The following is an 18916-nucleotide window of genomic DNA, read 5'->3' as shown; positions in this document are numbered from 1 at the left end:
AGAGGAGGTTGGTCGATGCCTGTTGCGCTTTTGCTGTCACTGCTGCTGTTTGTGGCTTCCGCTCAGGCACAAGAGCCGCTGCGGCTGCGCATCCAGGGGCATGAACTGCACGCCGAATACGCGCAGACCGTCGCCCAGCGCGAGCGCGGGCTGATGGGGCGCCGCGAGCTGGCCGTCGACAGCGGCATGCTGTTCCGCTTTGATGAAGTGCGCCGCCACTGCCTGTGGATGAAGGACACGCCGCTGCCCTTGTCGGCGGCGTTCTTCGATGAGGCTGGGCTTCTGGTCGATGTGATCGACCTGGAGCCGTTCAACACAGAGATACGCTGTTCGAAGCGGCCCGCGCGTTATGCCCTGGAGATGAACCAGGGCTGGTTCGCCGAGCGGGAGATCGGACGGGGCGCGCGGCTGGCAGGGATTCCGGTGGAGTAGGCCAACCCTGCCCAATGACCCGCGTCCCGCCTCAATCCAGCGGTAACTCCGTGGTCCGCTTCACTTCGCTCATGGCGATATGCGAGTGCGCCTCCTGCACGTGGGGGCGCTGCAGGAGCTGGTCACGCAGGAAGCGTTCGTAACTGTCGATATCGCGCGCCACCACCTTGAGCAGGTAATCCGACTCGCCGGCCATGGTGTGGCACTCCAGCACCTCGGGATAACCCACCACTGCCCGCTCGAACTCGTCGAGGTTGCTGCGACCGTGGGCCGAGAGCTTGATGTTGACGAACACCGTCATGTTCAGCCCGAGCTTCTTCGGGTTAAGCAGGGCGACCTTGCGCTCGATCAGCCCTTCCTCCTGCATGCGATGGATGCGTCGCCAGCAGGGCGATTGCGACAGCTCGACCTTCTCGGCGATTTCCGCAGCTGACAGATCGGCGTTGTGCTGCAGCAGCAGGAGGATCTTGCGATCGATGCTGCTCAGAGGTGTGGACTGCATGGTCGTTCCTGTTTTGTTGTTGTTTGCGAAAGGGTCATGCACAGAACCGCTGTTCTACCGCAAAAGTAGAAAGAAAATCTCTCCGCGTCACGGCCAGACTGTTAATCGACACGCGACGGTGGGGTGATCCCCTGCCGATCGCCGGCGTGGAGAGACAACCGTGCGGTTTCTCCATGACTGCGTCAGGCGGGTAGCGAACAACGCCACCCTGACTCCGATAACAACAAATTAGGAGCGCCCCATGTCTCTGGCCGAGATCCGTCTGGACGACAAGTACCGGCTTGCTACCGGTCATCTGTACCTCACCGGCACCCAGGCGCTGACCCGCTTGCCGATGCTGCAGCATCAGCGTGATCAGGCCCGTGGTTTGAACACCGGTGGCTTCATCTCCGGCTATCGCGGCTCGCCACTGGGCGGGCTGGACAAGAGCCTCTGGGAAGCCCGCGACTACCTCAAGCAACACGCCATCCACTTCCAGCCGGGCGTCAACGAAGAGCTGGCCGCCACCGCGGTGTGGGGCAGCCAGCAGACCAACCTGTTCCCCGGCGCCCGGTACGACGGCGTGTTCGCCATGTGGTACGGCAAGGGGCCGGGCGTCGACCGTGCCGGCGACGTGTTCAAGCATGCGAATGCGGCAGGTGTGTCGCCCAAGGGCGGTGTGCTGCTGCTGGCGGGTGACGACCACGGCTGCAAATCCTCGACGCTGCCGCACCAGAGCGAGCATGCCTTCATTGCCGCCTCGATTCCGGTGCTGAACCCGGCCAACGTTCAGGAAATTCTCGACTACGGCATCATCGGCTGGGAGCTGTCGCGCTACTCCGGCTGCTGGGTGGCCCTGAAGACCATCGCCGAGAACGTCGACTCCTCCGCCGTGGTGGAAGTCGATCCGCTGCGCGTGCAGACGCGTATCCCGGAAGATTTCGAGCTGCCCGAGGACGGCGTGCACATCCGCTGGCCGGACCCGCCGCTGGCTCAGGAAAAGCGCCTCAACCTGTACAAGATCTACGCCGCACGCGCCTTCGCCCGGGCCAACAACCTGAACCGGGTGATGCTCGATTCGCCGAATCCGCGGCTTGGCATCATCACCACCGGCAAGTCCTATCTCGACGTGCGTCAGGCGCTGGACGACCTGGGCCTGGACGAAGCGCTGTGCGCCTCGGTCGGCCTGCGCGTGCTCAAGGTTGGCATGAGCTGGCCGCTGGAACCGGTCTCGGTGCACGAGTTCGCCCAGGGGCTGGACGAGATACTGGTGGTCGAGGAGAAGCGCAGCATCATCGAGGACCAGCTCACCGGACAGCTCTACAACTGGCCCGTCAGCAAGCGTCCGCGGGTGGTCGGCGAGTTCGACGAGCAGGGCAACTCGCTGCTGCCGAACCTCTCCGAGCTGACCCCGGCGATGATCGCCCGGGTGATCGCCAAGCGCCTCGCGCCGATCTACACCAGCGACAGCATCCAGGCACGCCTGGCCTTCCTGGCCGCCAAGGAGAAGGCCCTGGCCGCGCGCAGCTACAGCACCGTGCGCACGCCGCACTACTGCTCCGGCTGCCCGCACAACACCTCCACCAAGGTGCCCGAGGGCAGCCGCGCCTCGGCCGGTATCGGCTGTCACTACATGGTGCAGTGGATGGACCGGCGCACCGAGACCTTTACTCAGATGGGCGGCGAGGGCGTCAACTGGATCGGCCAGGCGCCGTTCACCGACACCCCGCACATGTTCCAGAACCTCGGCGACGGCACCTACTTCCACTCCGGCAGCCTCGCGGTGCGTGCGGCAGTGGCAGCAGGCGTCAACATCACCTTCAAGATTCTCTACAACGATGCCGTGGCCATGACCGGCGGCCAGCCCATCGACGGCGAGCTGCGCGTCGACCAGCTCAGCCGGCAGATCGCCGACGAGGGCGTCAAGCGTATCGCGCTGGTCAGCGACGAGCCGGACAAGTACCCGACCCGCGATACCTTCGCGCCGATCACCAGCTTCCACCATCGCCGCGAACTGGATGCGGTGCAGCGTGAGCTGCGTGAATTCAAGGGCGTCTCGGTGATCATCTACGACCAGACCTGTGCCACCGAGAAGCGTCGTCGGCGCAAGCGCGGCAAGCTGGAAGACCCGGCCAAGCGCGTGTTCATCAATGCCGCCGTGTGCGAGGGTTGCGGTGACTGCGGCGAGAAGTCCAACTGCCTGTCGGTGCTGCCGAAGGAAACCGAGCTGGGCCGCAAGCGCGAGATTGACCAGAACGCATGCAACAAGGACTACTCCTGCGTCGAGGGCTTCTGTCCGAGCTTCGTCACTGTGCATGGCGGCGGGTTGCGCAAGCCCGAAGCCGTGGCTGGCGGTATCGAGGCGGCGACCTTGCCCGAGCCGCAGCATCCGTCGCTGGAGCGGCCATGGAATGTGCTGATTCCCGGCGTTGGCGGCAGCGGCGTGACCACCCTCGGCGCGCTGCTCGGCATGGCCGCGCACCTGGAAGGCAAGGGCTGCACCGTGCTCGACCAGGCCGGCCTGGCGCAGAAATTCGGCCCGGTGACCACTCACGTGCGCATCGCCGCTAAGCAGAGCGACATCTACGCGGTGCGTATCGCCGCCGGTGAAGCCGACCTGCTGCTGGGCTGCGACCTGATCGTCGCGGCGGGTGATGAATCGCTGACCCGCCTCAACGAGCAGATCAGCAATGCCGTGGTGAACAGCCACGAGTCCGCCACCGCCGAGTTCACTCGCAACCCGGACGCCCAGGTGCCCGGCGCGGCCATGCGCCAGGCGATCAGCGACGCGGTCGGCGCCGAGAAGACCCACTTCGTTGATGCCACCCGCCTGGCCACGCGGCTCTTGGGCGACAGCATCGCCACCAACCTGTTTCTGCTCGGCTTTGCCTATCAGCAGGGGCTGTTGCCGATCAGCGCCGAGGCCATCGAGAAGGCCATCGAACTCAATGGCGTTGCCGCCAAGCTGAATCTGCAGGCCTTCCGCTGGGGCCGTCGTGCGGTGCTCGAACGCGAGGCCGTGGAGGGGCTGGCGCGCCCAGTCGAGGTTGCCGAACCACTCTGTAAAACCCTGGAAGAGATCGTCGAGTGGCGCGTGGACTTCCTTACCCGCTACCAGAACGCCGGGCTGGCGCGCCGCTATCGCCAGTTGGTCGAGCGCGTGCGCGATGCCGATACGGCGGACGATCTGGCGCTGTCCAAGGCCGTCGCCCGCTACTACTTCAAGCTCCTGGCCTACAAGGACGAGTACGAGGTGGCGCGGCTCTACAGCGAGCCGGAATTCCGCCAGCAGCTCCAGGCGCAGTTCGAGGGCGACTACAAGCTGCAGTTCCACCTCGCCCCGGCCTGGCTGGCCAAGCGTGACGCGGTTACCGGCGAGCCGCGCAAGCGCGAGCTGGGGCCGTGGATGCTCAATGTGTTCGGCGTGCTGGCCAAGTTCCGTTTCCTGCGTGGCACGCCCCTGGACCCGTTCGGCTATGGCCACGACCGCCGCGTCGAACGCCAGTTGATCAGCGAGTACGAGAAGACCGTGGACGAGCTGCTGGCCCAGCTCAAGCCGACCAACTACCGCACCGCCGTGGCCATCGCCGCGCTGCCGGAACAGATCCGCGGCTACGGCCCGGTGAAGGAGCGTTCCATCGCCAAGGCCCGCCAGCAGGAGAAGTTGCTCCGCGAGCAGCTGGCCAAAGGCGACGAGGTGCAGAGCGTACGGCTGTTCCAGCCGGCGGCGTAGCTCGCAGTGCGCTAGCGGGGTGAAATCGGTCGCCCCGCATGGCCACCGCCGCAGGCGATACCCGCTAACGAGGCCCTGTCCGTGACAGGCCACCAGACCAACAAGAACGAGGTAACCAAATGTCCGTCTTCGCTCATCCTGACTTCGACCGCCACGAGCAGGTGGTCTTCTGCCATGACCAGGCGTCGGGTCTGAAAGCCATCATCGCCATCCACGACACGCGCCTCGGGCCGGCGCTGGGTGGCTGCCGGATGTTCCCCTATGCCAGTGACGACGAGGCCCTGCGCGATGTGCTGCGGCTGTCGCGCGGGATGACGCTGAAATCCTCGCTGGCCGGGCTCAAGCTCGGCGGCGGCAAGGCGGTGATCATCGGCGACCCGCATACCGGCAAGAGCCAGGCGCTGCTGCACGCCATGGGTGACTTCGTCGACAGCCTTGGCGGGCGCTACATCACCGCCGCCGACTCCGGCACCGGCGATGCCGAAATGCAGGCCTTTGCTCAGCGCACCCGCCATGTGGTCGGCGCCACGCCGCGCACCCTGCTCGATGGCAGCGTCGCCAGCGGCGACCCGTCGCCGTCTACCGCCTACGGCGTGTTCGTCGGCCTCAAGGAAGCGGTGCGCCAGCGCCTCGGTCGCGACGAGCTGGCCGGGCTGAAGGTGGCGATCCAGGGCGTCGGCCATGTCGGGCTGGGGCTGGCGCGGCACCTGAAAGCGGCCGGCGCCGAACTGTGGGTGGCGGACATCTTCGATGCCAACGTCAAGCAGGCAATGGACGAGCTGGGAGCCAACGTGGTGCGCCCGCAGGACATCTACGGTCTCGATGTTGACGTCTTCGCGCCCTGCGCCATGGGCGGCATCCTCAACGAGCAGACCCTGGAAGTGCTGCGTGCCCCGGTGATCGCCGGTGCGGCCAACAACCAGCTGGCCAGCGCCGAGATCGGCGTCGAACTGCAGCGGCGCAACCAGCTCTACGCGCCGGACTACGCAATCAACGCCGGCGGCATCATCGACGTCTACTACCAGCGCAACGGCGGCAGCGCTGCGCAGATCGATGCCCATGTGAACGCCATCGCCGGCACGCTGCGCGAGATTTTCGAGCGGGCCGCCGCCAGCGGCGAATGCACCTCGGTGATCGCTGACCGCCTGGCACTCGAGCGTTTGCAGGCCGGCGGCGCGCCTCAGGTCGCGACGCTGCAGCGGCAGGCTTCATGACGGCACATGGCCGGTCGCCCGAGCGCGCCGGCCTTCGCTGAGCGGGGCGGCGGGCTCTGATCGCCAGCGCCGTGCCCGCTCCGTTCGTTCGCACCATCCCTGACAAAAACAACAAGCAGGAATCCGCAATGACCGATAAAACCAGCCTCGCGGCCGGCACCTTCGCCGGCGCGCGCGCACGCATCCAGGACAACGCCAGCCGAGGCCTGTGGTCCTCCCGCTGGGTGTTCTTCCTCGCCGCCACCGGCTCCGCGGTGGGCCTGGGCAATATCTGGAAATTCCCCTACGTGACCGGGCAGAACGGCGGCGGCGCCTTCGTGCTGGTCTATCTCGCCTGCATCCTCCTGATCGGCATTCCGCTGCTGATGGCCGAGGTGATGATCGGCCGCCGTGGTCGGGCGAACCCTGATGGCGCCGTGGCGCGGCTGGCGCGCGAGGCCGGGGCCAGTTCGCGCTGGCGGGTGGTGGGCTGGCTCGGAGGGCTGACCGGCTTTCTCATCCTGAGTTTCTATCTGGTGGTGGCCGGCTGGGCGCTGGCCTATGTGCCGGCGACGTTCAGCGGCGGCTTCACCGGGGTCAGCGGGGAGGCCAGTGGTGCGCTGTTCGGCGCGCTGCTGGCGGACCCGCTGCGCCTGGTGGTCTGTGCCACGCTGGTGCTGGCGGCGACCATGCTGATCGTCGGCTTCGGCGTGCGCGGCGGGCTGGAGCGATCGCTGCGCTTTCTGATGCCCGGGCTGTTCGTGCTGATGCTGGTGCTGGTGGTCTACGCCGCCATCGAAGGCGAGTTCGCCCAGGCGCTGCAGTTTCTTTTCGTGCCGGACTTTTCAGAGCTGACCGCGCAGAGCGTGCTGGTCGCCCTCGGCCATGCCTTCTTCACCCTGAGCCTGGGCTGCGGCGCGATGATGGTTTACGGCTCCTATTTGCCGGAAGGCACCTCAATCGCCAAGACCTCGATTCTGGTGGCGCTGGCCGATACCGCGGTGGCGCTGCTGGCCGGCCTGGCGATCTTCCCGCTGGTGTTCGGCAACGCGCTGGAACCGGGGGCCGGGCCGGGGCTGATCTTCGTCACCCTGCCGATCGCTTTCGGCCAGATGCCGCTGGGGCAGGTCGTCGGCGGGTTGTTCTTCGTGATGCTGGTGATCGCCGCGCTGACCTCGGCCATTTCGCTCTCGGAGCCGAGCATCGCCTGGCTCACCGAGCGCTTTCGCATCAGCCGGACCAAGGCCGTGCTGGGCAGCGGCCTGGTGCTCTGGCTGCTGAGCCTGGGCAGCGTGTTCTCGTTCAACCACTGGGCGGACTACCAGCTGTTCGGCAAGACCTTCTTCGACACCCTGGACTACCTCACCACCAATTGGTTGATGCCGCTGGGCGGGCTGGGCACGGTGCTGTTCACCGGCTGGGTGCTGCAGCGTCACGTGGTCAGCGAGGCCATCGGCATTCGCAACGCCGGGCTGTTCCAGGCCTGGTGGAAGCTGCTGCGCTACGGCACGCCGGTGGCCATCGTGCTGGTATTCCTCAACCTGCTCGGGCTGATCTAGCGCGACCTCGGTCGTCCGTGCAGAACGCGCCGGTGGGCTGAAGCCCATCCCGCAAGCATGCTGCGGGCTTCTCAGGAAGCCCTTTTGGTGGGCTCAGGTCCATCCATCGAGGCCGACGCCGGCCTTGGTGGGTGGGCTTCAGCCCACCTTTTTTTATGCGCGACGCCATTGCGCCAGATGAAATGTGCGGCAGCTTGTCGCACCAGGCTGTCAGCTTTTCGTTACGCCTGGCAAGCCGCCGAGCCAGGCTTTTCAGCGAAAAACGCGCTGTAAGGAAAACCTGACAGCGGGGATGGCGCCAGCCGCTTTCCGTGCCCGTAAACAGCATTGTTCGCCGCCCTGGCCTGGGGTGTGATGGGGCCAGCCAAGCCGTGCAACGGCAGTCCTCACAACAATAATCAGGAGGCGATATGAACGCCGTGAACAAGATCGAACAGCATAACCCCATCGGCACCGACGGCTTCGAGTTCGTCGAATTCACCGCGCCGAATGCCGAGGGCATCGAGCAGCTGCGCACGCTGTTCACCCAGATGGGCTTTACCGAAACCGCCAAGCACCGCTCCAAGGAGGTCTGGCTGTTCCAGCAGCACGACATCAACATCGTGCTCAACGGCAGCCCCACCGGGCATGTACGCGAGTTCGGCGAGAAGCACGGCCCGAGCGCCTGCGCCATGGCCTTCCGGGTGAAGAACGCCGCGCAGGCCGCTGCCTACGTCGAATCGCAGGGCGCCAAGCTGGTCGGCAGCCACGCCAACTTCGGCGAGCTGAACATCCCCTGCGTCGAAGGCATCGGCGGCTCGCTGCTGTATCTCGTCGACCGCTACGGCGACAAGAGCATCTACGACGTCGACTTCGAGTACATCGAAGGCCGTACGCCGAACGACAACGCCGTCGGCCTGATGTGCATCGATCACCTGACCCACAACGTCATGCGTGGGCAGATGGATGTCTGGTCCGGTTTCTACGAGCGCATCGCCAACTTCCGCGAGATTCGCTACTTCGACATCGAAGGCAAGCTGACCGGCCTGTTCTCCCGCGCCATGACCGCGCCCTGCGGCAAGATCCGCATCCCGATCAACGAGTCGGCCGACGACAAGTCGCAGATCGAGGAATTCATCCGCGAGTACCACGGCGAGGGCATCCAGCACATCGCGCTGTCCACCGACGATATCTACGAGACTGTCCGCCGCCTGCGTGCCAATGGCGTGGACTTCATGACCACCCCGGACACCTACTACGAGAAGGTCGATACCCGCGTCGCTGGCCATGGCGAGCCAACCGATGTGCTGCGCGAGCTGAACCTGCTGATCGACGGCGCGCCGGGGGACGACGGCATCCTCCTGCAGATCTTCACCAACACGGTGATCGGCCCGATCTTCTTCGAGATCATCCAGCGCAAGGGCAACCAGGGCTTCGGCGAAGGCAACTTCAAGGCGCTGTTCGAATCCATCGAGGAAGACCAGCTGCGCCGCGGCGTGATCAAGGCGGACGAGTAAGTCGAGAGCCAGGACCAGGGTGGGTGTGGGTAGGGTGGATGTCGCGAAGCACATCCACGCGTATAGCGGGAACGACGGGCCCGCATGGGTCCGATCCGGTTCAGACGCGTGGAAGATGCTTCGCAGTCTTCCACCCTACGCATCGACAACCACCGCAGCGCCATTCAGATCACGCGGTATCACGAAGGAGAGGCACATGAGCCGCAAATGGATCAGTTTCCCTATCCGCGAGGGTGAAAGTTCGCGTCAAGCGCACTGCGATTTTCCGCAGGGCACTTACGAGCGCGAAATGGGCCGCGAAGGCTTCTTCGGCCCGGCTTCGCACCTGCATCACAAGCATCCGCCGACCGGCTGGATCGACTGGGAAGGCCCGCTGCGCCCGCACGCCTTCAACTTCAATCACATCCCCAGCGAAGGCGACTGCCCGCTGCAGGCGCCGCTGGCGCTGCACAATGCCGACGTCAAGCTGCGCCTGTGGAAGACCAACGGCGCCATGCGCCACCTGGTGCGCAACGGTGACGGTGACGAACTGCTGTTCATCCACGAGGGCGCCGGGCATTTCTACTGCGACTTCGGCCACCTGGAATTCCGCGACGGCGACTACCTGATGATCCCGCGCGGCACCGCCTGGCGCATCGAGGCGACGCAGCCGGTGTTCATGCTGCTGATCGAGAACACCGACGGCGCCTACCAGCTGCCGGAAAAAGGCCTGGTCGGCCCGCATGCCATCTTCGACGCCGCGGTGCTCGACCATCCGCGGCTGGACGACGCCTTCCGCGCGCAGCAGGACGAGAATCCCTGGCAGATCCGCATCAAGCGGCGCGATCAGATCACCACCGTGACCTACCCGTACAACCCGCTGGACGTGGTCGGCTGGCACGGCGACAACACCGTGGTACGGCTCAACTGGCGTGACATCCGCCCGCTGATGAGCCATCGCTACCACCTGCCGCCGTCGGCGCACACCACCTTCGTCGCCAACGGTTTCGTGGTCTGCACCTTCACGCCGCGGCCGGTGGAATCCGATCCGGGTGCGCTGAAGGTGCCGTTCTTCCACAACAACGACGACTACGACGAAGTGCTGTTCTACCACCGCGGCAACTTCTTCAGCCGCGACAACATCGAGCAGGGCATGGTGACCTTCCACCCCTGCGGCTTCCCCCACGGGCCGCACCCGAAGGCACTGAAGAAGGCCAGCACCGACCCGGCGACCTTTGCCGACGAGGTGGCGGTGATGATCGACACCCGCCGCGCGCTGGAAGTCGGCGAGGCTGCCGCCGCCGTCGATGTCCCCGAATACGTCAACTCCTGGCGTGCGCCGGGCAAGGAATCCTGATGAAACTCGCAACCCTCAACCAGGGCCGCGACGGCGTGCTCGTCGTGGTCTCCCGTGATCTCGCCCAGGCGGTGAAAGTGCCGCAGATCGCCGCCACGCTGCAGGCCGCGCTGGATGACTGGAACTACTGCAAGCCGAAGCTGGAAGCGGTCTACCAGCGCCTCAACGACGGGCTGGAGGAGGGCGCATTCGCCTTCGACCAGACCGCCTGCCACAGCCCGCTGCCGCGTGCCTATCACTGGGCGGACGGCAGCGCCTACGTCAATCACGTCGAGCTGGTGCGAAAGGCGCGTGGCGCCGAGATGCCGGAGTCCTTCTGGCACGATCCGCTGATGTACCAGGGCGGCGCCGATGCCTTTATCCCGCCGCACAGCCCGATCCGTCTGGCCGACGAGGCCTGGGGCATCGATCTGGAAGGCGAACTGGCAGTGATCACCGACGACGTGCCCATGGGTGCGACGCCGGCCGAGGCGGCCGCGCACATCCAGCTGCTGATGCTGGTCAACGACGTGTCGCTGCGCAACCTGATCCCCGGCGAGCTGGCCAAGGGCTTCGGTTTCTACCAGAGCAAGCCGTCGTCGAGCTTCTCGCCGGTGGCGGTGACGCCGGACGAGCTGGGCGAAACCTGGCGCGACGGCAAGGTACACCGGCCTCTGGTCTCGCATATCAACGGTGAGCTGTTCGGCCAGCCAGATGCTGGCACCGACATGACCTTCAACTTCCCGACCCTGGTAGCCCACGCCGCGCGCACCCGTCCGCTGGGCGCCGGGACCATCATCGGCTCGGGCACGGTGTCGAACTACGATCGCAGTGCCGGCTCGTCCTGCCTGGCCGAGAAGCGCATGCTCGAGGTCATCGAGCACGGCGAGGCGAAGACGCCGTTCCTCAAGTTCGGCGACCGGGTGCGCATCGAGATGTTCGATGCCGCCGGGCAGAGCATCTTCGGCGCCATCGATCAGCAGGTCGAGCGCTATGAGCACTGAGCTGACGCTCTACGGCTACTGGCGCTCCAGTGCCGCCTACCGGGTGCGCATCGCGCTGAATCTGAAGGGCCTGGCCTATCGGCAGGTGCCAGTGCATCTGGTCAAGGATGGCGGCCAGCAGCGTGCGGCCGATTACCGCGCCCTCAACCCGCAGCAGCTGGTGCCGTTGCTGGTCGATGAAGCCAACGGTGGCGCGCGCATCAGCCAGTCGCTGGCGATCCTGGAGTACCTCGACGAGGTGTTTCCGGTGCCGGCCCTGTTGCCGGCCGATCCGGTCGAGCGCGCCCAGGTGCGCTCGCTGGCCATGCACATCGCCTGCGAGATCCATCCGCTGAACAACCTGCGCGTGCTGCAGTACCTCAGTGCCGAACTGGGCGTCGACGACGAGGCGAAGAACGCCTGGTACCGGCACTGGGTCGCGCAGGGACTGGCGGCGGTGGAGCAAGGGCTGGAAACCTTTGGTGACAAGCTTTCACTGACCAACCGGCCAGGTTACCTGGAGGCGTGCCTGGTTCCGCAGGTATACAATGCGCGCCGTTTTGCCTGTGACCTCGCGGCGTATCCACGCATTCTCGAGATCGTCGCACGCTGCGAGACGCTTCCGGCCTTCCAGCAGGCCGCGCCGGAGGTGCAGCCCGACGCTCAATGAAAGACTGAATCCGCCTTGCACGCCGCCGCGCCCTGCGCGACGGTCCGATCCCGTCACAGATAACAACAAACAGGTGACGTATGACTCGTGAAAAACCGAAGAACCTCTGGCTCTCGCGCTGGGGTTTCATCCTCGCGGCAACCGGCTCGGCCGTGGGCCTGGGCAACATCTGGAAATTCCCCTACATCACCGGCGAATTCGGCGGTGGTGCCTTCGTATTGATGTACCTGCTGTGCATCCTCGCCATCGGCGTGCCGGTGATGATGTGCGAGATCGCCATCGGCCGCCGCGGCCGTGGCAGCCCGATCGACGCCATCGGCCGGGTGGTCCGCGAGAACAACGGCAATCTGCTGTGGAAGGCAGTGGGTGGCATGGCCATGACAGCCGGCTTCCTGATCCTCTGCTTCTACGTCGTGGTCGCCGGCTGGGCCTTCGCCTACACGGTGAAGATGCTCGACGGCTCGTTGGCCGCCACTAGCGTCGAGGCGCTCGGTGGGGTGTTCGAGGCGCACAATGCCAACCCCTGGGAACTCGGTGGCTGGAGCCTGCTGGTTGCGCTGCTGACCCTGTGGATCGTCGCCAAGGGCGTGCAGAAGGGTATCGAAAACGCCGTGCGCTGGATGATGCCGGGCCTGGCCGTGCTGCTGCTGATCCTCGTGGGCTACGCAGTGACCAGCGGCGGATTCGATCAGGGCTTCGCTTTCCTGTTCAGCTTCGATACCTCGAAGATCACCGGCGAGGCGCTGCTGGCCGCGCTCGGCCACGCGTTCTTCACCCTCAGCCTGGCGTCCGGCGCGATCCTCACCTACGGCTCGTATATTCCGGATGACCAGTCCATCGCCCGCACCACCTTCATGGTCGCCATCGCCGATACCTGTGTGGCGCTGCTGGCGGGCCTGGCGATCTTCCCGATCATCTTCGCCAACGGCATGGACCCGACCGCCGGCCCTGGCCTGATTTTCATGAGCCTGCCGCTGGCCTTCCAGCAGATGCCGTTCGGTACCGCCTTCGGCGTGCTGTTCTTCGCCATGGTCTCGATCGCCGCGCTGACTTCGGCGATCTCCATGATCGAGGCCACCGTCGCCTACCTCAACGAGAAGCACGGCATCTCGCGGATGAAGGCGGCCATCGGTTCCGGCGCGGTGCTGCTGGTGATCAGCATGCTGGCGATGCTCTCGTTCAACCTGCTGTCGGGCTGGACGCCGATGGGCAAGAACTTCTTCGACTGGCTGGATTATCTGACCTCGCGCTGGATGATGCCGCTGGGCGGAATCTTCATCGTGCTGCTGGCCGGCTACGCGCTGCGCAGCGAGATCATGCGCGACGAGCTGAACCTGCCGCCGCTGGGCTACGCGCTGTGGCTGTTCATGGTGCGCTACGTATGCCCGGTGCTGATCCTCATGGTCTTCCTCCATGCCCTTGGCTGGCTGGGCTTCGACCCGCTGCAGCGCTGGTACTGGATCGCCGGAGCGATCGGTGCGCTGGCGGTGCTGGGTGAAATGTTGCGCCCGCGGGTGATGCCGGCGCTGGCCGGGCGCTGAGGGCTTGGCGCGGCGCCTCCACCGGCGTCGCGCCGACCGCTCGTCGGCGGGGCCGGTCCTTCCGTTGATCTGCGTCATCCGCACGTAAAGTTCAGCTGGGCGTGGCCGACATTTTTGGGTGACAGCCAGGGATATGGCGCACGGAACAGGGACGCTCGATTGCCCGAACCGTCGCGGACCATGCTGCCATGCCCAAACACCTGAAGTTCAGCCACAAGATTCTCCTGGCCGCATCGCTGATCGTGATCGCGACCTTTTCGTTGTTCACCCTGTTCAACGACTACCTGCAGCGCAACGCCATTCGGGACAACCTCGACAGCTACCTGAACGAGATGGGTGACGTCACCGCGCACAACATCCAGAACTGGCTGTCAGGCCGTCTGGTTCTGCTGGAAAGCGTGGCACAGACCATTGCCCGCGACAGCGCCACCGACCAGGTCGAAGCGCTGGTCAAGCAGCCGGCGCTGAGCTCGACCTTCGCCTTCAGCTACCTGGGCCGCGCCGACGGCGAGTTCATCGTGTACCCGCGCTTCGAACTGCCGGCCGGCTACGACCCGCGCTAGCGTCCCTGGTACAAGGATGCCGTGGCCGCCGGCCGCACCACCCTGACCGAGCCCTATCAGGACGCCGCCACCAACGAACTGATCATCACCGCCGCCACCCCGGCACAGGCCCTCGGTGTGGTGGGTGGCGACCTCAGCCTGAAGGTGCTGGTGGACATCATCAACGCCCTGGACTTCAACGGCATGGGCCATGCGTTTCTGGTCAGCGGCGACGGCAAGATCCTGGTGCATCCGGATGGCAGCAAGGTGATGAAATCCCTCGGCGAGCTGTTCCCCGGACATGCCCCGTCGCTGGATGCCAACTACAGCGAAGTCGAACTGGACGGGCAGACGCGCATCCTCAGCTTCAGCCGCGTTGCGGGCCTGCCTTCGGTGACCTGGTACGTCGGCATCTCCCTGGACAAGGCCAAGGCCTATGCCGCGCTGGACAGCTTCCGCACCTCCGCGGTGGTTGCCGCGCTGATCGCCGTGGGCGTGATCCTGCTGCTGCTCGGCATGCTGATGCGTGTGCTGATGCGGCCGCTGACCGACATGGGCCGCGCCATGGCCAACATTGCCGAAGGAGAGGGCGATCTGACCCGCCGCCTGACGGTGCAGAGCCACGACGAGTTCGGCGAGCTGGCCTCGGCTTTCAACCGTTTCGTCGAGCGTATCCACACCTCGATCCGCGAGGTGTCCTCGGCAACGCAGCAGGTCAACGAGGTTGCGGCACGTGTGCTGGCGGCATCCAACTCTTCCATGGCCAATTCCGACGAGCAGGCCAGCCGCACCAACAGCGTGGCGGCGGCGATCAATGAGCTAGGGGCGGCGGCCCAGGAGATCGCCCGCAATGCGGCGGATGCCTCGCAGCAGGCCAGCGGCGCTCGGCATCAGGCCGAGGACGGCCGTCAGGTGGTGGAGCAGAACATCCGCGCGATGCGCGAGCTGTCGGCGAAGATCAGCGCCTCCTGTTCGCAGATCGAGGCGCTCAACGCCAAGACGGTGGACATCGGCCAGATCCTCGAGGTGATCAAGGGCATTTCCGAGCAGACCAACCTGCTCGCCCTGAACGCTGCCATCGAAGCCGCGCGGGCCGGCGAGGCAGGTCGCGGTTTCGCCGTGGTCGCCGACGAGGTGCGCAACCTGGCGCATCGTACCCAGAGTTCGGCGCAGGAAATCCAGCAGATGATCGAGCAGCTGCAGGTCGGCGCCGGCGCTTCGGTGCAGACCATGACTGAAAGCCAGCGCCAGAGCGAGTCGAGCGTCTCCATCGCCGACCGCGCCGGCGAGCGCCTCGGCGAGGTGACCCAACGCATCGGCGAGATCGACGGCATGAACCAGTCGGTGGCCACCGCCACTGAGGAGCAGACCGCGGTGATCGAGTCGCTGAACATGGATATCACCGAGATCAACACGCTGAACCAGCAAGGCGTGGAGAACCTGCAGTCGACACTGCGCGCCTGTGGCGACCTGGACCAGCAGGCGCGCCGGCTGAAGCAGCTGGTGGACAGCTTCCGCATCTAACCGGAACGGTGGTCGTGAGGGCGCTTCGGCGCCCTTTTTTCATGGCGGCGGGCGGGCCGCGGAGCAATGTGCCGCTAATGGCAGTCTGAACTTATCCCGCCGCGCATCCATCAGGAGGCTTCCATGAAAATTCTCATCGTGCTCACGTCCCACGACCAGCTGGGTGACACCGGCGAACAGACCGGCTTCTGGCTGGAGGAGTTCGCCGCCCCCTACTACGCGTTCAAGGATGCCGGCGCCGAGGTGGTACTGGCTTCGCCCAAAGGCGGCGAGCCGCCCCTCGATCCGAAAAGCGACCAGCCTGACGCCCAGACCGAGGCCACCGAGCGCTTCAACGGCGACGGCGAGGCGCAGACGTTGCTGGCCAACACCTACCGGCTGGATCAGGTCTCAGCCGAGGATTTCGACGCGGTGTTCTACCCCGGTGGCCATGGCCCGCTATGGGACCTGGTGAACAACCCGGCCTCCATCGCGCTGATCGAGTCCTTCGTCAAGGCCGACAAGCCGGTAGGGGCGGTCTGCCATGCGCCGGCGGCGTTGACCGAGGTGCGCGGCAAGGATGGCGAGTATCTGGTCAAGGGCAAGCGCGTCACCGGCTTTACCAATGGCGAGGAAGCGGCGGTGGAACTCACCGAGGTGGTGCCGTTCCTGCTCGAGGACCGGCTGCGCGAACGCGGCGGCCAGTACAGCAAGGGTGCGGACTGGACGCCCTATGTGCAGGTCGACGGGCTGCTGGTGACCGGGCAGAACCCGGCCTCATCGGAAGCGGCGGCGCAGGAGCTGCTCAAGCTGCTGCGCGCAGGTTAGACGTCAGCGCGGCCAGGCGAGCCGTTCCGCCTGGCCGCAACTTTCGAACAGCGGCCGGCTGAACAGGTAGCCCTGCATCAGATGGATACCCAGATCATGCAGGGCGCTGCATTCGTCGGCGGTCTCGACGCCTTCGCCGATGACCTGGATGCCCAGTTCCTCGCACATCGCAACGGTGCCGCGGACGATGGCCTGGCGTGGGCGGCTCTGGTCGATGCCGCGGATCAGGTCCATGTCCAGCTTGATGATGTCCGGCTGGAAGTCGGCCAGCAGGTTGAGCCCGGCAAAGCCCGCACCGAAGTCGTCGATGGCGGTGAGAAAGCCGATGCGCTGATACTCGCGAAACACCTCGGTGAGCCATTTGCCGTCGCTGATGCGCTCGCCTTCAACGGTCTCGAAAATGATCCGCTCCACCGGGAAATCATGGGCACGGGCCGCCTCCAGCGTCGAGCGGATGCACAGCTCGGGGCGGTAGATGGCGTTGGGCATGAAGTTGATCGACAGCCTGCTCTGCATGCCCAGTCTTGCAGCGGTCTTGATGGCCTTGACCCGGCCGGCCTGGTCGAAGCGAAAGCGGTTGTCCTCGTTCACCTGGGCCAGCACCGTGGGCGCCGGCTCGCCGGCTGTGCCACGCACCAGCGCTTCGTGAGCGAAGATCTGCCGGCTGCGCAGGTCGACAATGGGCTGAAAGGCGTAGCTGAAGCCGAAGCCCAGTCGCTCGCCACTGGCGCAACTGGGGCAGGCGCCGTGCTCGGTGGCACCATGGCACGGGTAGGCATCTGGCGCGGGGTTGTGAGCGGTGTTTCCTGGATTCATGAAGACACTCGGTGGCGGGCTGACGGTCAGGTTAACGGCCGCATCGGCGATCACTGCAGTCCGCCGGTCCGTTCGCCGCCCAGCTCTTCGAGCAGGCTGCGTGCGGCGTAGTCTGCCGCATCGGTGAACGGATTGAGCACCCGCGCGACGCCGGCCGCGTCCAGTGCCTTGCCGTGCTGGTCGTCGCGCACCACGCCGGCGATCTTGCCGGTGAAGCCGGCATGCTTGAGCGCGTGAAGGAAGGCGCGATTGGACTCCCATTGCGGAAAGCTGGTGACCACCCATTCGGCATGCTGCAAGGGCAGCGACTCGAGAAAGCTCGGGTCCTCGCCATCGCCGAAGCGTACCGGCAGCCTGGCACGGCGCAGCGCGCGCACCGCTTCCGGATCGAAGTCCACGCCCAGCACCGGCATGCGCCCGGCGGCCAGCTGTTGCAGCAGGCGCGAGCCATAGCGGCCCAGGCCGAAGATGATGATGCGCGGCTGCCCCTGGGGACGACCCTGCGCTTCCACCTCCAGCTCACGATAGGGACGCTTGCGCTCGAACAGCCCCAGCCATGGCGCCAGCCGTTCGTAGAGCGGTTGCGAGAACAGAATCATGTAGGTCGAGAGCATGATGGTCACCAGGCCCACCAGCGTGGTCAGGCCCAGCGCCTGCGGCCCGACATGGCCGAGGCTGATGCCCATGGCGACGAAGACGATGGAGAACTCGCTGATCTGCGCCACCGTCAGCCCGGCGAGAAAGCCGGTGCGCTTGCGATAGCCCATGTAGCCCATGATCGCCATGACGATCAGCGGGTTGCCGATCAGCACGAACAGCGCCAGCACGAGGGCTGGCAGCAGCTCGTTGCCGAGGGTGGAGAAGTCCAGCTTGCCGCCCAGGTCGATGAAGAAGAACAACAGCATGAAATCGCGAATGCCGGTCAGCCGGGCGTTCATTGCTTCGCGGTACGCCGTGGAGGCCAGCGAGAAGCCGGCGACGAAGGCGCCGGCCTCCTTGCTGAAGCCGACATAATCGCCGAGCGCGGCAAGCCCGGTGCCCCAGGCGATGGCGAAGATCAGCAGCAGCTCCTGCGAGCGCGCCATGCGGCTGACCAGATCCGGCAGCACGTAGCGCATCAGGAGGTAGAGCAGCACCGCCGCACCGCCCAGGCGCAGCAGCAGCGAGCCGGACACCTCCGCCCAGCCGGCATCGCCAGCACCGCGCAAGGCGCTCATGGTCATCATCGCCAGCACCACGGCCAGGTCCTGGACAATCAGGAAGCCCACTGCGATGCGCCCGTGCAGCGAGTCCAGCTCCTGTTTGTCCGAGAGCAGCTTGACGATGATGATGGTGCTGGAGAAGGTCAGCGCCACGGCGATGTAGATCGCCTCCATGGCGCTCTTGCCCATCAGCAGGGTGAGCGCGAAGCCGAAGATGATGGTGAAGGTCAGCTGCCCCAGCCCCGTGGCCAGCGCCACCGGGCCGATATTGCGGATATGCGCGAGATCGAGCTTGAGACCGACCACGAACAGCAGCACGGCGACGCCGATCTCGGCCAGCAGATGGATCTGGTCAGCGGCGTTGACCGGCCCGAACACTGCCGGCCCGAGCAGGATGCCGACCACGATGTAGGAGATCAGCAGCGGCTGACGCAGGCTCACGGCGATGGCGCCGACCACTGCCGAGATGATCAGCAGCAGGGCGAATTCGGCGAAAGGGCCATGGGCGAGCAGCGCTTCCATGTGGGCTCCGTGAGGGCATCGGGCAGCGGGACCGCCTTATCCTGCGACAGCGCGTCGCTGCATGCCACCATCGCGATGGGAAAAACCGCCGTGCCCTGTT

General features: G+C 65.7%; 13 protein-coding genes and 1 pseudogene. 11 read left to right on the top strand and 3 right to left on the bottom strand.

Annotated features, from left to right (window positions below):
* Positions 1-15: 15 nt before the first annotated feature.
* Positions 16-432 (top strand): DUF192 domain-containing protein, encoded by a 417-nt coding sequence (locus P5703_RS17880; protein ID WP_014595822.1) that lies wholly within the window; start codon positions 16-18, stop codon positions 430-432.
* A 31-nt stretch (positions 433-463) separates the two neighbouring features.
* On the opposite strand, the gene P5703_RS17875 is transcribed toward P5703_RS17880, so the two are convergent.
* Positions 464-934: an Lrp/AsnC family transcriptional regulator gene (locus P5703_RS17875; RefSeq protein ID WP_014595823.1), complete on the bottom strand. Its 471-nt coding sequence runs from the start codon at positions 932-934 to the stop codon at positions 464-466.
* Positions 935-1175: 241 nt separating this feature from the next.
* Between P5703_RS17875 and P5703_RS17870 the strand changes: the two genes are divergently transcribed.
* The 10 genes and pseudogenes from P5703_RS17870 (at position 1176) to P5703_RS17825 (ending at position 16276) form a co-directional block, all read left to right on the top strand.
* A complete protein-coding gene (locus P5703_RS17870) occupies positions 1176-4646 on the top strand; it encodes an indolepyruvate ferredoxin oxidoreductase family protein (RefSeq protein WP_279641319.1) in 3471 nt (1156 codons plus the stop codon).
* 119 nt (positions 4647-4765) lie between these two features.
* A complete protein-coding gene (locus P5703_RS17865) occupies positions 4766-5860 on the top strand; it encodes a Glu/Leu/Phe/Val dehydrogenase dimerization domain-containing protein (protein ID WP_049341596.1) in 1095 nt (364 codons plus the stop codon).
* A gap of 128 nt (positions 5861-5988) precedes the next feature.
* Positions 5989-7398, top strand: coding sequence for a sodium-dependent transporter (locus P5703_RS17860; RefSeq protein WP_049341598.1), 1410 nt, complete (start codon positions 5989-5991; stop codon positions 7396-7398).
* A gap of 410 nt (positions 7399-7808) precedes the next feature.
* The gene (gene hppD, locus P5703_RS17855; protein ID WP_102832096.1) at positions 7809-8894 is read left to right on the top strand and encodes a 4-hydroxyphenylpyruvate dioxygenase; all 1086 of its coding nucleotides are present in this window, start codon (positions 7809-7811) and stop codon (positions 8892-8894) included.
* A 196-nt stretch (positions 8895-9090) separates the two neighbouring features.
* Positions 9091-10230: a homogentisate 1,2-dioxygenase gene (locus P5703_RS17850; RefSeq protein WP_011912060.1), complete on the top strand. Its 1140-nt coding sequence runs from the start codon at positions 9091-9093 to the stop codon at positions 10228-10230.
* Positions 10230-11213, top strand: coding sequence for a fumarylacetoacetate hydrolase family protein (locus P5703_RS17845; protein ID WP_011912061.1), 984 nt, complete (start codon positions 10230-10232; stop codon positions 11211-11213). Before P5703_RS17850 ends, P5703_RS17845 begins: the two co-directional genes overlap by 1 nt.
* Positions 11203-11862 (top strand): maleylacetoacetate isomerase, encoded by a 660-nt coding sequence (maiA, locus tag P5703_RS17840; protein WP_014595829.1) that lies wholly within the window; start codon positions 11203-11205, stop codon positions 11860-11862. Before P5703_RS17845 ends, maiA begins: the two co-directional genes overlap by 11 nt.
* Before the next feature lie 80 nt (positions 11863-11942).
* The gene (locus tag P5703_RS17835; protein WP_011912063.1) at positions 11943-13403 is read left to right on the top strand and encodes a sodium-dependent transporter; all 1461 of its coding nucleotides are present in this window, start codon (positions 11943-11945) and stop codon (positions 13401-13403) included.
* Between the two features lie 188 nt (positions 13404-13591).
* Positions 13592-15469 (top strand): annotated as a pseudogene (locus tag P5703_RS17830) (methyl-accepting chemotaxis protein).
* A gap of 123 nt (positions 15470-15592) precedes the next feature.
* Positions 15593-16276: a type 1 glutamine amidotransferase domain-containing protein gene (locus P5703_RS17825; RefSeq protein ID WP_125856313.1), complete on the top strand. Its 684-nt coding sequence runs from the start codon at positions 15593-15595 to the stop codon at positions 16274-16276.
* Between the two features lie 3 nt (positions 16277-16279).
* Here P5703_RS17825 and rimA read toward each other — a convergent pair whose 3' ends face one another.
* Positions 16280-17092, bottom strand: a complete 813-nt coding sequence (rimA, locus tag P5703_RS17820; protein WP_014595832.1) for a S6 modification regulatory phosphodiesterase RimA — start codon at positions 17090-17092, stop codon at positions 16280-16282.
* Between the two features lie 50 nt (positions 17093-17142).
* Positions 17143-18816, bottom strand: coding sequence for a cation:proton antiporter (locus P5703_RS17815; protein WP_014595833.1), 1674 nt, complete (start codon positions 18814-18816; stop codon positions 17143-17145).
* Positions 18817-18916: the final 100 nt, after the last annotated feature.

Origin of the sequence: Stutzerimonas sp. FeSN7 (assembly GCF_030263795.1) — a bacterium.
Lineage (GTDB): Bacteria > Pseudomonadota > Gammaproteobacteria > Pseudomonadales > Pseudomonadaceae > Stutzerimonas > Stutzerimonas stutzeri.
The sequence above is the reverse complement of the archived record's forward strand: the minus strand, read 5'-3'. Positions and strand labels throughout refer to the sequence as shown.

What these genes read in the sequence shown, in the direction of transcription:
- P5703_RS17870 (WP_279641319.1), top strand. Translation starts at nt 1,176, where the DNA reads ATGTCTCTGGCCGAGATCCGTCTGGACGACAAGTACCGGCTTGCTACC.
- P5703_RS17860 (WP_049341598.1), top strand. Translation starts at nt 5,989, where the DNA reads ATGACCGATAAAACCAGCCTCGCGGCCGGCACCTTCGCCGGCGCGCGC.
- rimA (WP_014595832.1), bottom strand. Translation starts at nt 17,092, where the DNA reads ATGAATCCAGGAAACACCGCTCACAACCCCGCGCCAGATGCCTACCCG.
- maiA (WP_014595829.1), top strand. Translation starts at nt 11,203, where the DNA reads ATGAGCACTGAGCTGACGCTCTACGGCTACTGGCGCTCCAGTGCCGCC.
- P5703_RS17880 (WP_014595822.1), top strand. Translation starts at nt 16, where the DNA reads ATGCCTGTTGCGCTTTTGCTGTCACTGCTGCTGTTTGTGGCTTCCGCT.
- hppD (WP_102832096.1), top strand. Translation starts at nt 7,809, where the DNA reads ATGAACGCCGTGAACAAGATCGAACAGCATAACCCCATCGGCACCGAC.
- P5703_RS17875 (WP_014595823.1), bottom strand. Translation starts at nt 934, where the DNA reads ATGCAGTCCACACCTCTGAGCAGCATCGATCGCAAGATCCTCCTGCTG.
- P5703_RS17850 (WP_011912060.1), top strand. Translation starts at nt 9,091, where the DNA reads ATGAGCCGCAAATGGATCAGTTTCCCTATCCGCGAGGGTGAAAGTTCG.
- P5703_RS17845 (WP_011912061.1), top strand. Translation starts at nt 10,230, where the DNA reads ATGAAACTCGCAACCCTCAACCAGGGCCGCGACGGCGTGCTCGTCGTG.
- P5703_RS17835 (WP_011912063.1), top strand. Translation starts at nt 11,943, where the DNA reads ATGACTCGTGAAAAACCGAAGAACCTCTGGCTCTCGCGCTGGGGTTTC.
- P5703_RS17825 (WP_125856313.1), top strand. Translation starts at nt 15,593, where the DNA reads ATGAAAATTCTCATCGTGCTCACGTCCCACGACCAGCTGGGTGACACC.
- P5703_RS17815 (WP_014595833.1), bottom strand. Translation starts at nt 18,816, where the DNA reads ATGGAAGCGCTGCTCGCCCATGGCCCTTTCGCCGAATTCGCCCTGCTG.
- P5703_RS17865 (WP_049341596.1), top strand. Translation starts at nt 4,766, where the DNA reads ATGTCCGTCTTCGCTCATCCTGACTTCGACCGCCACGAGCAGGTGGTC.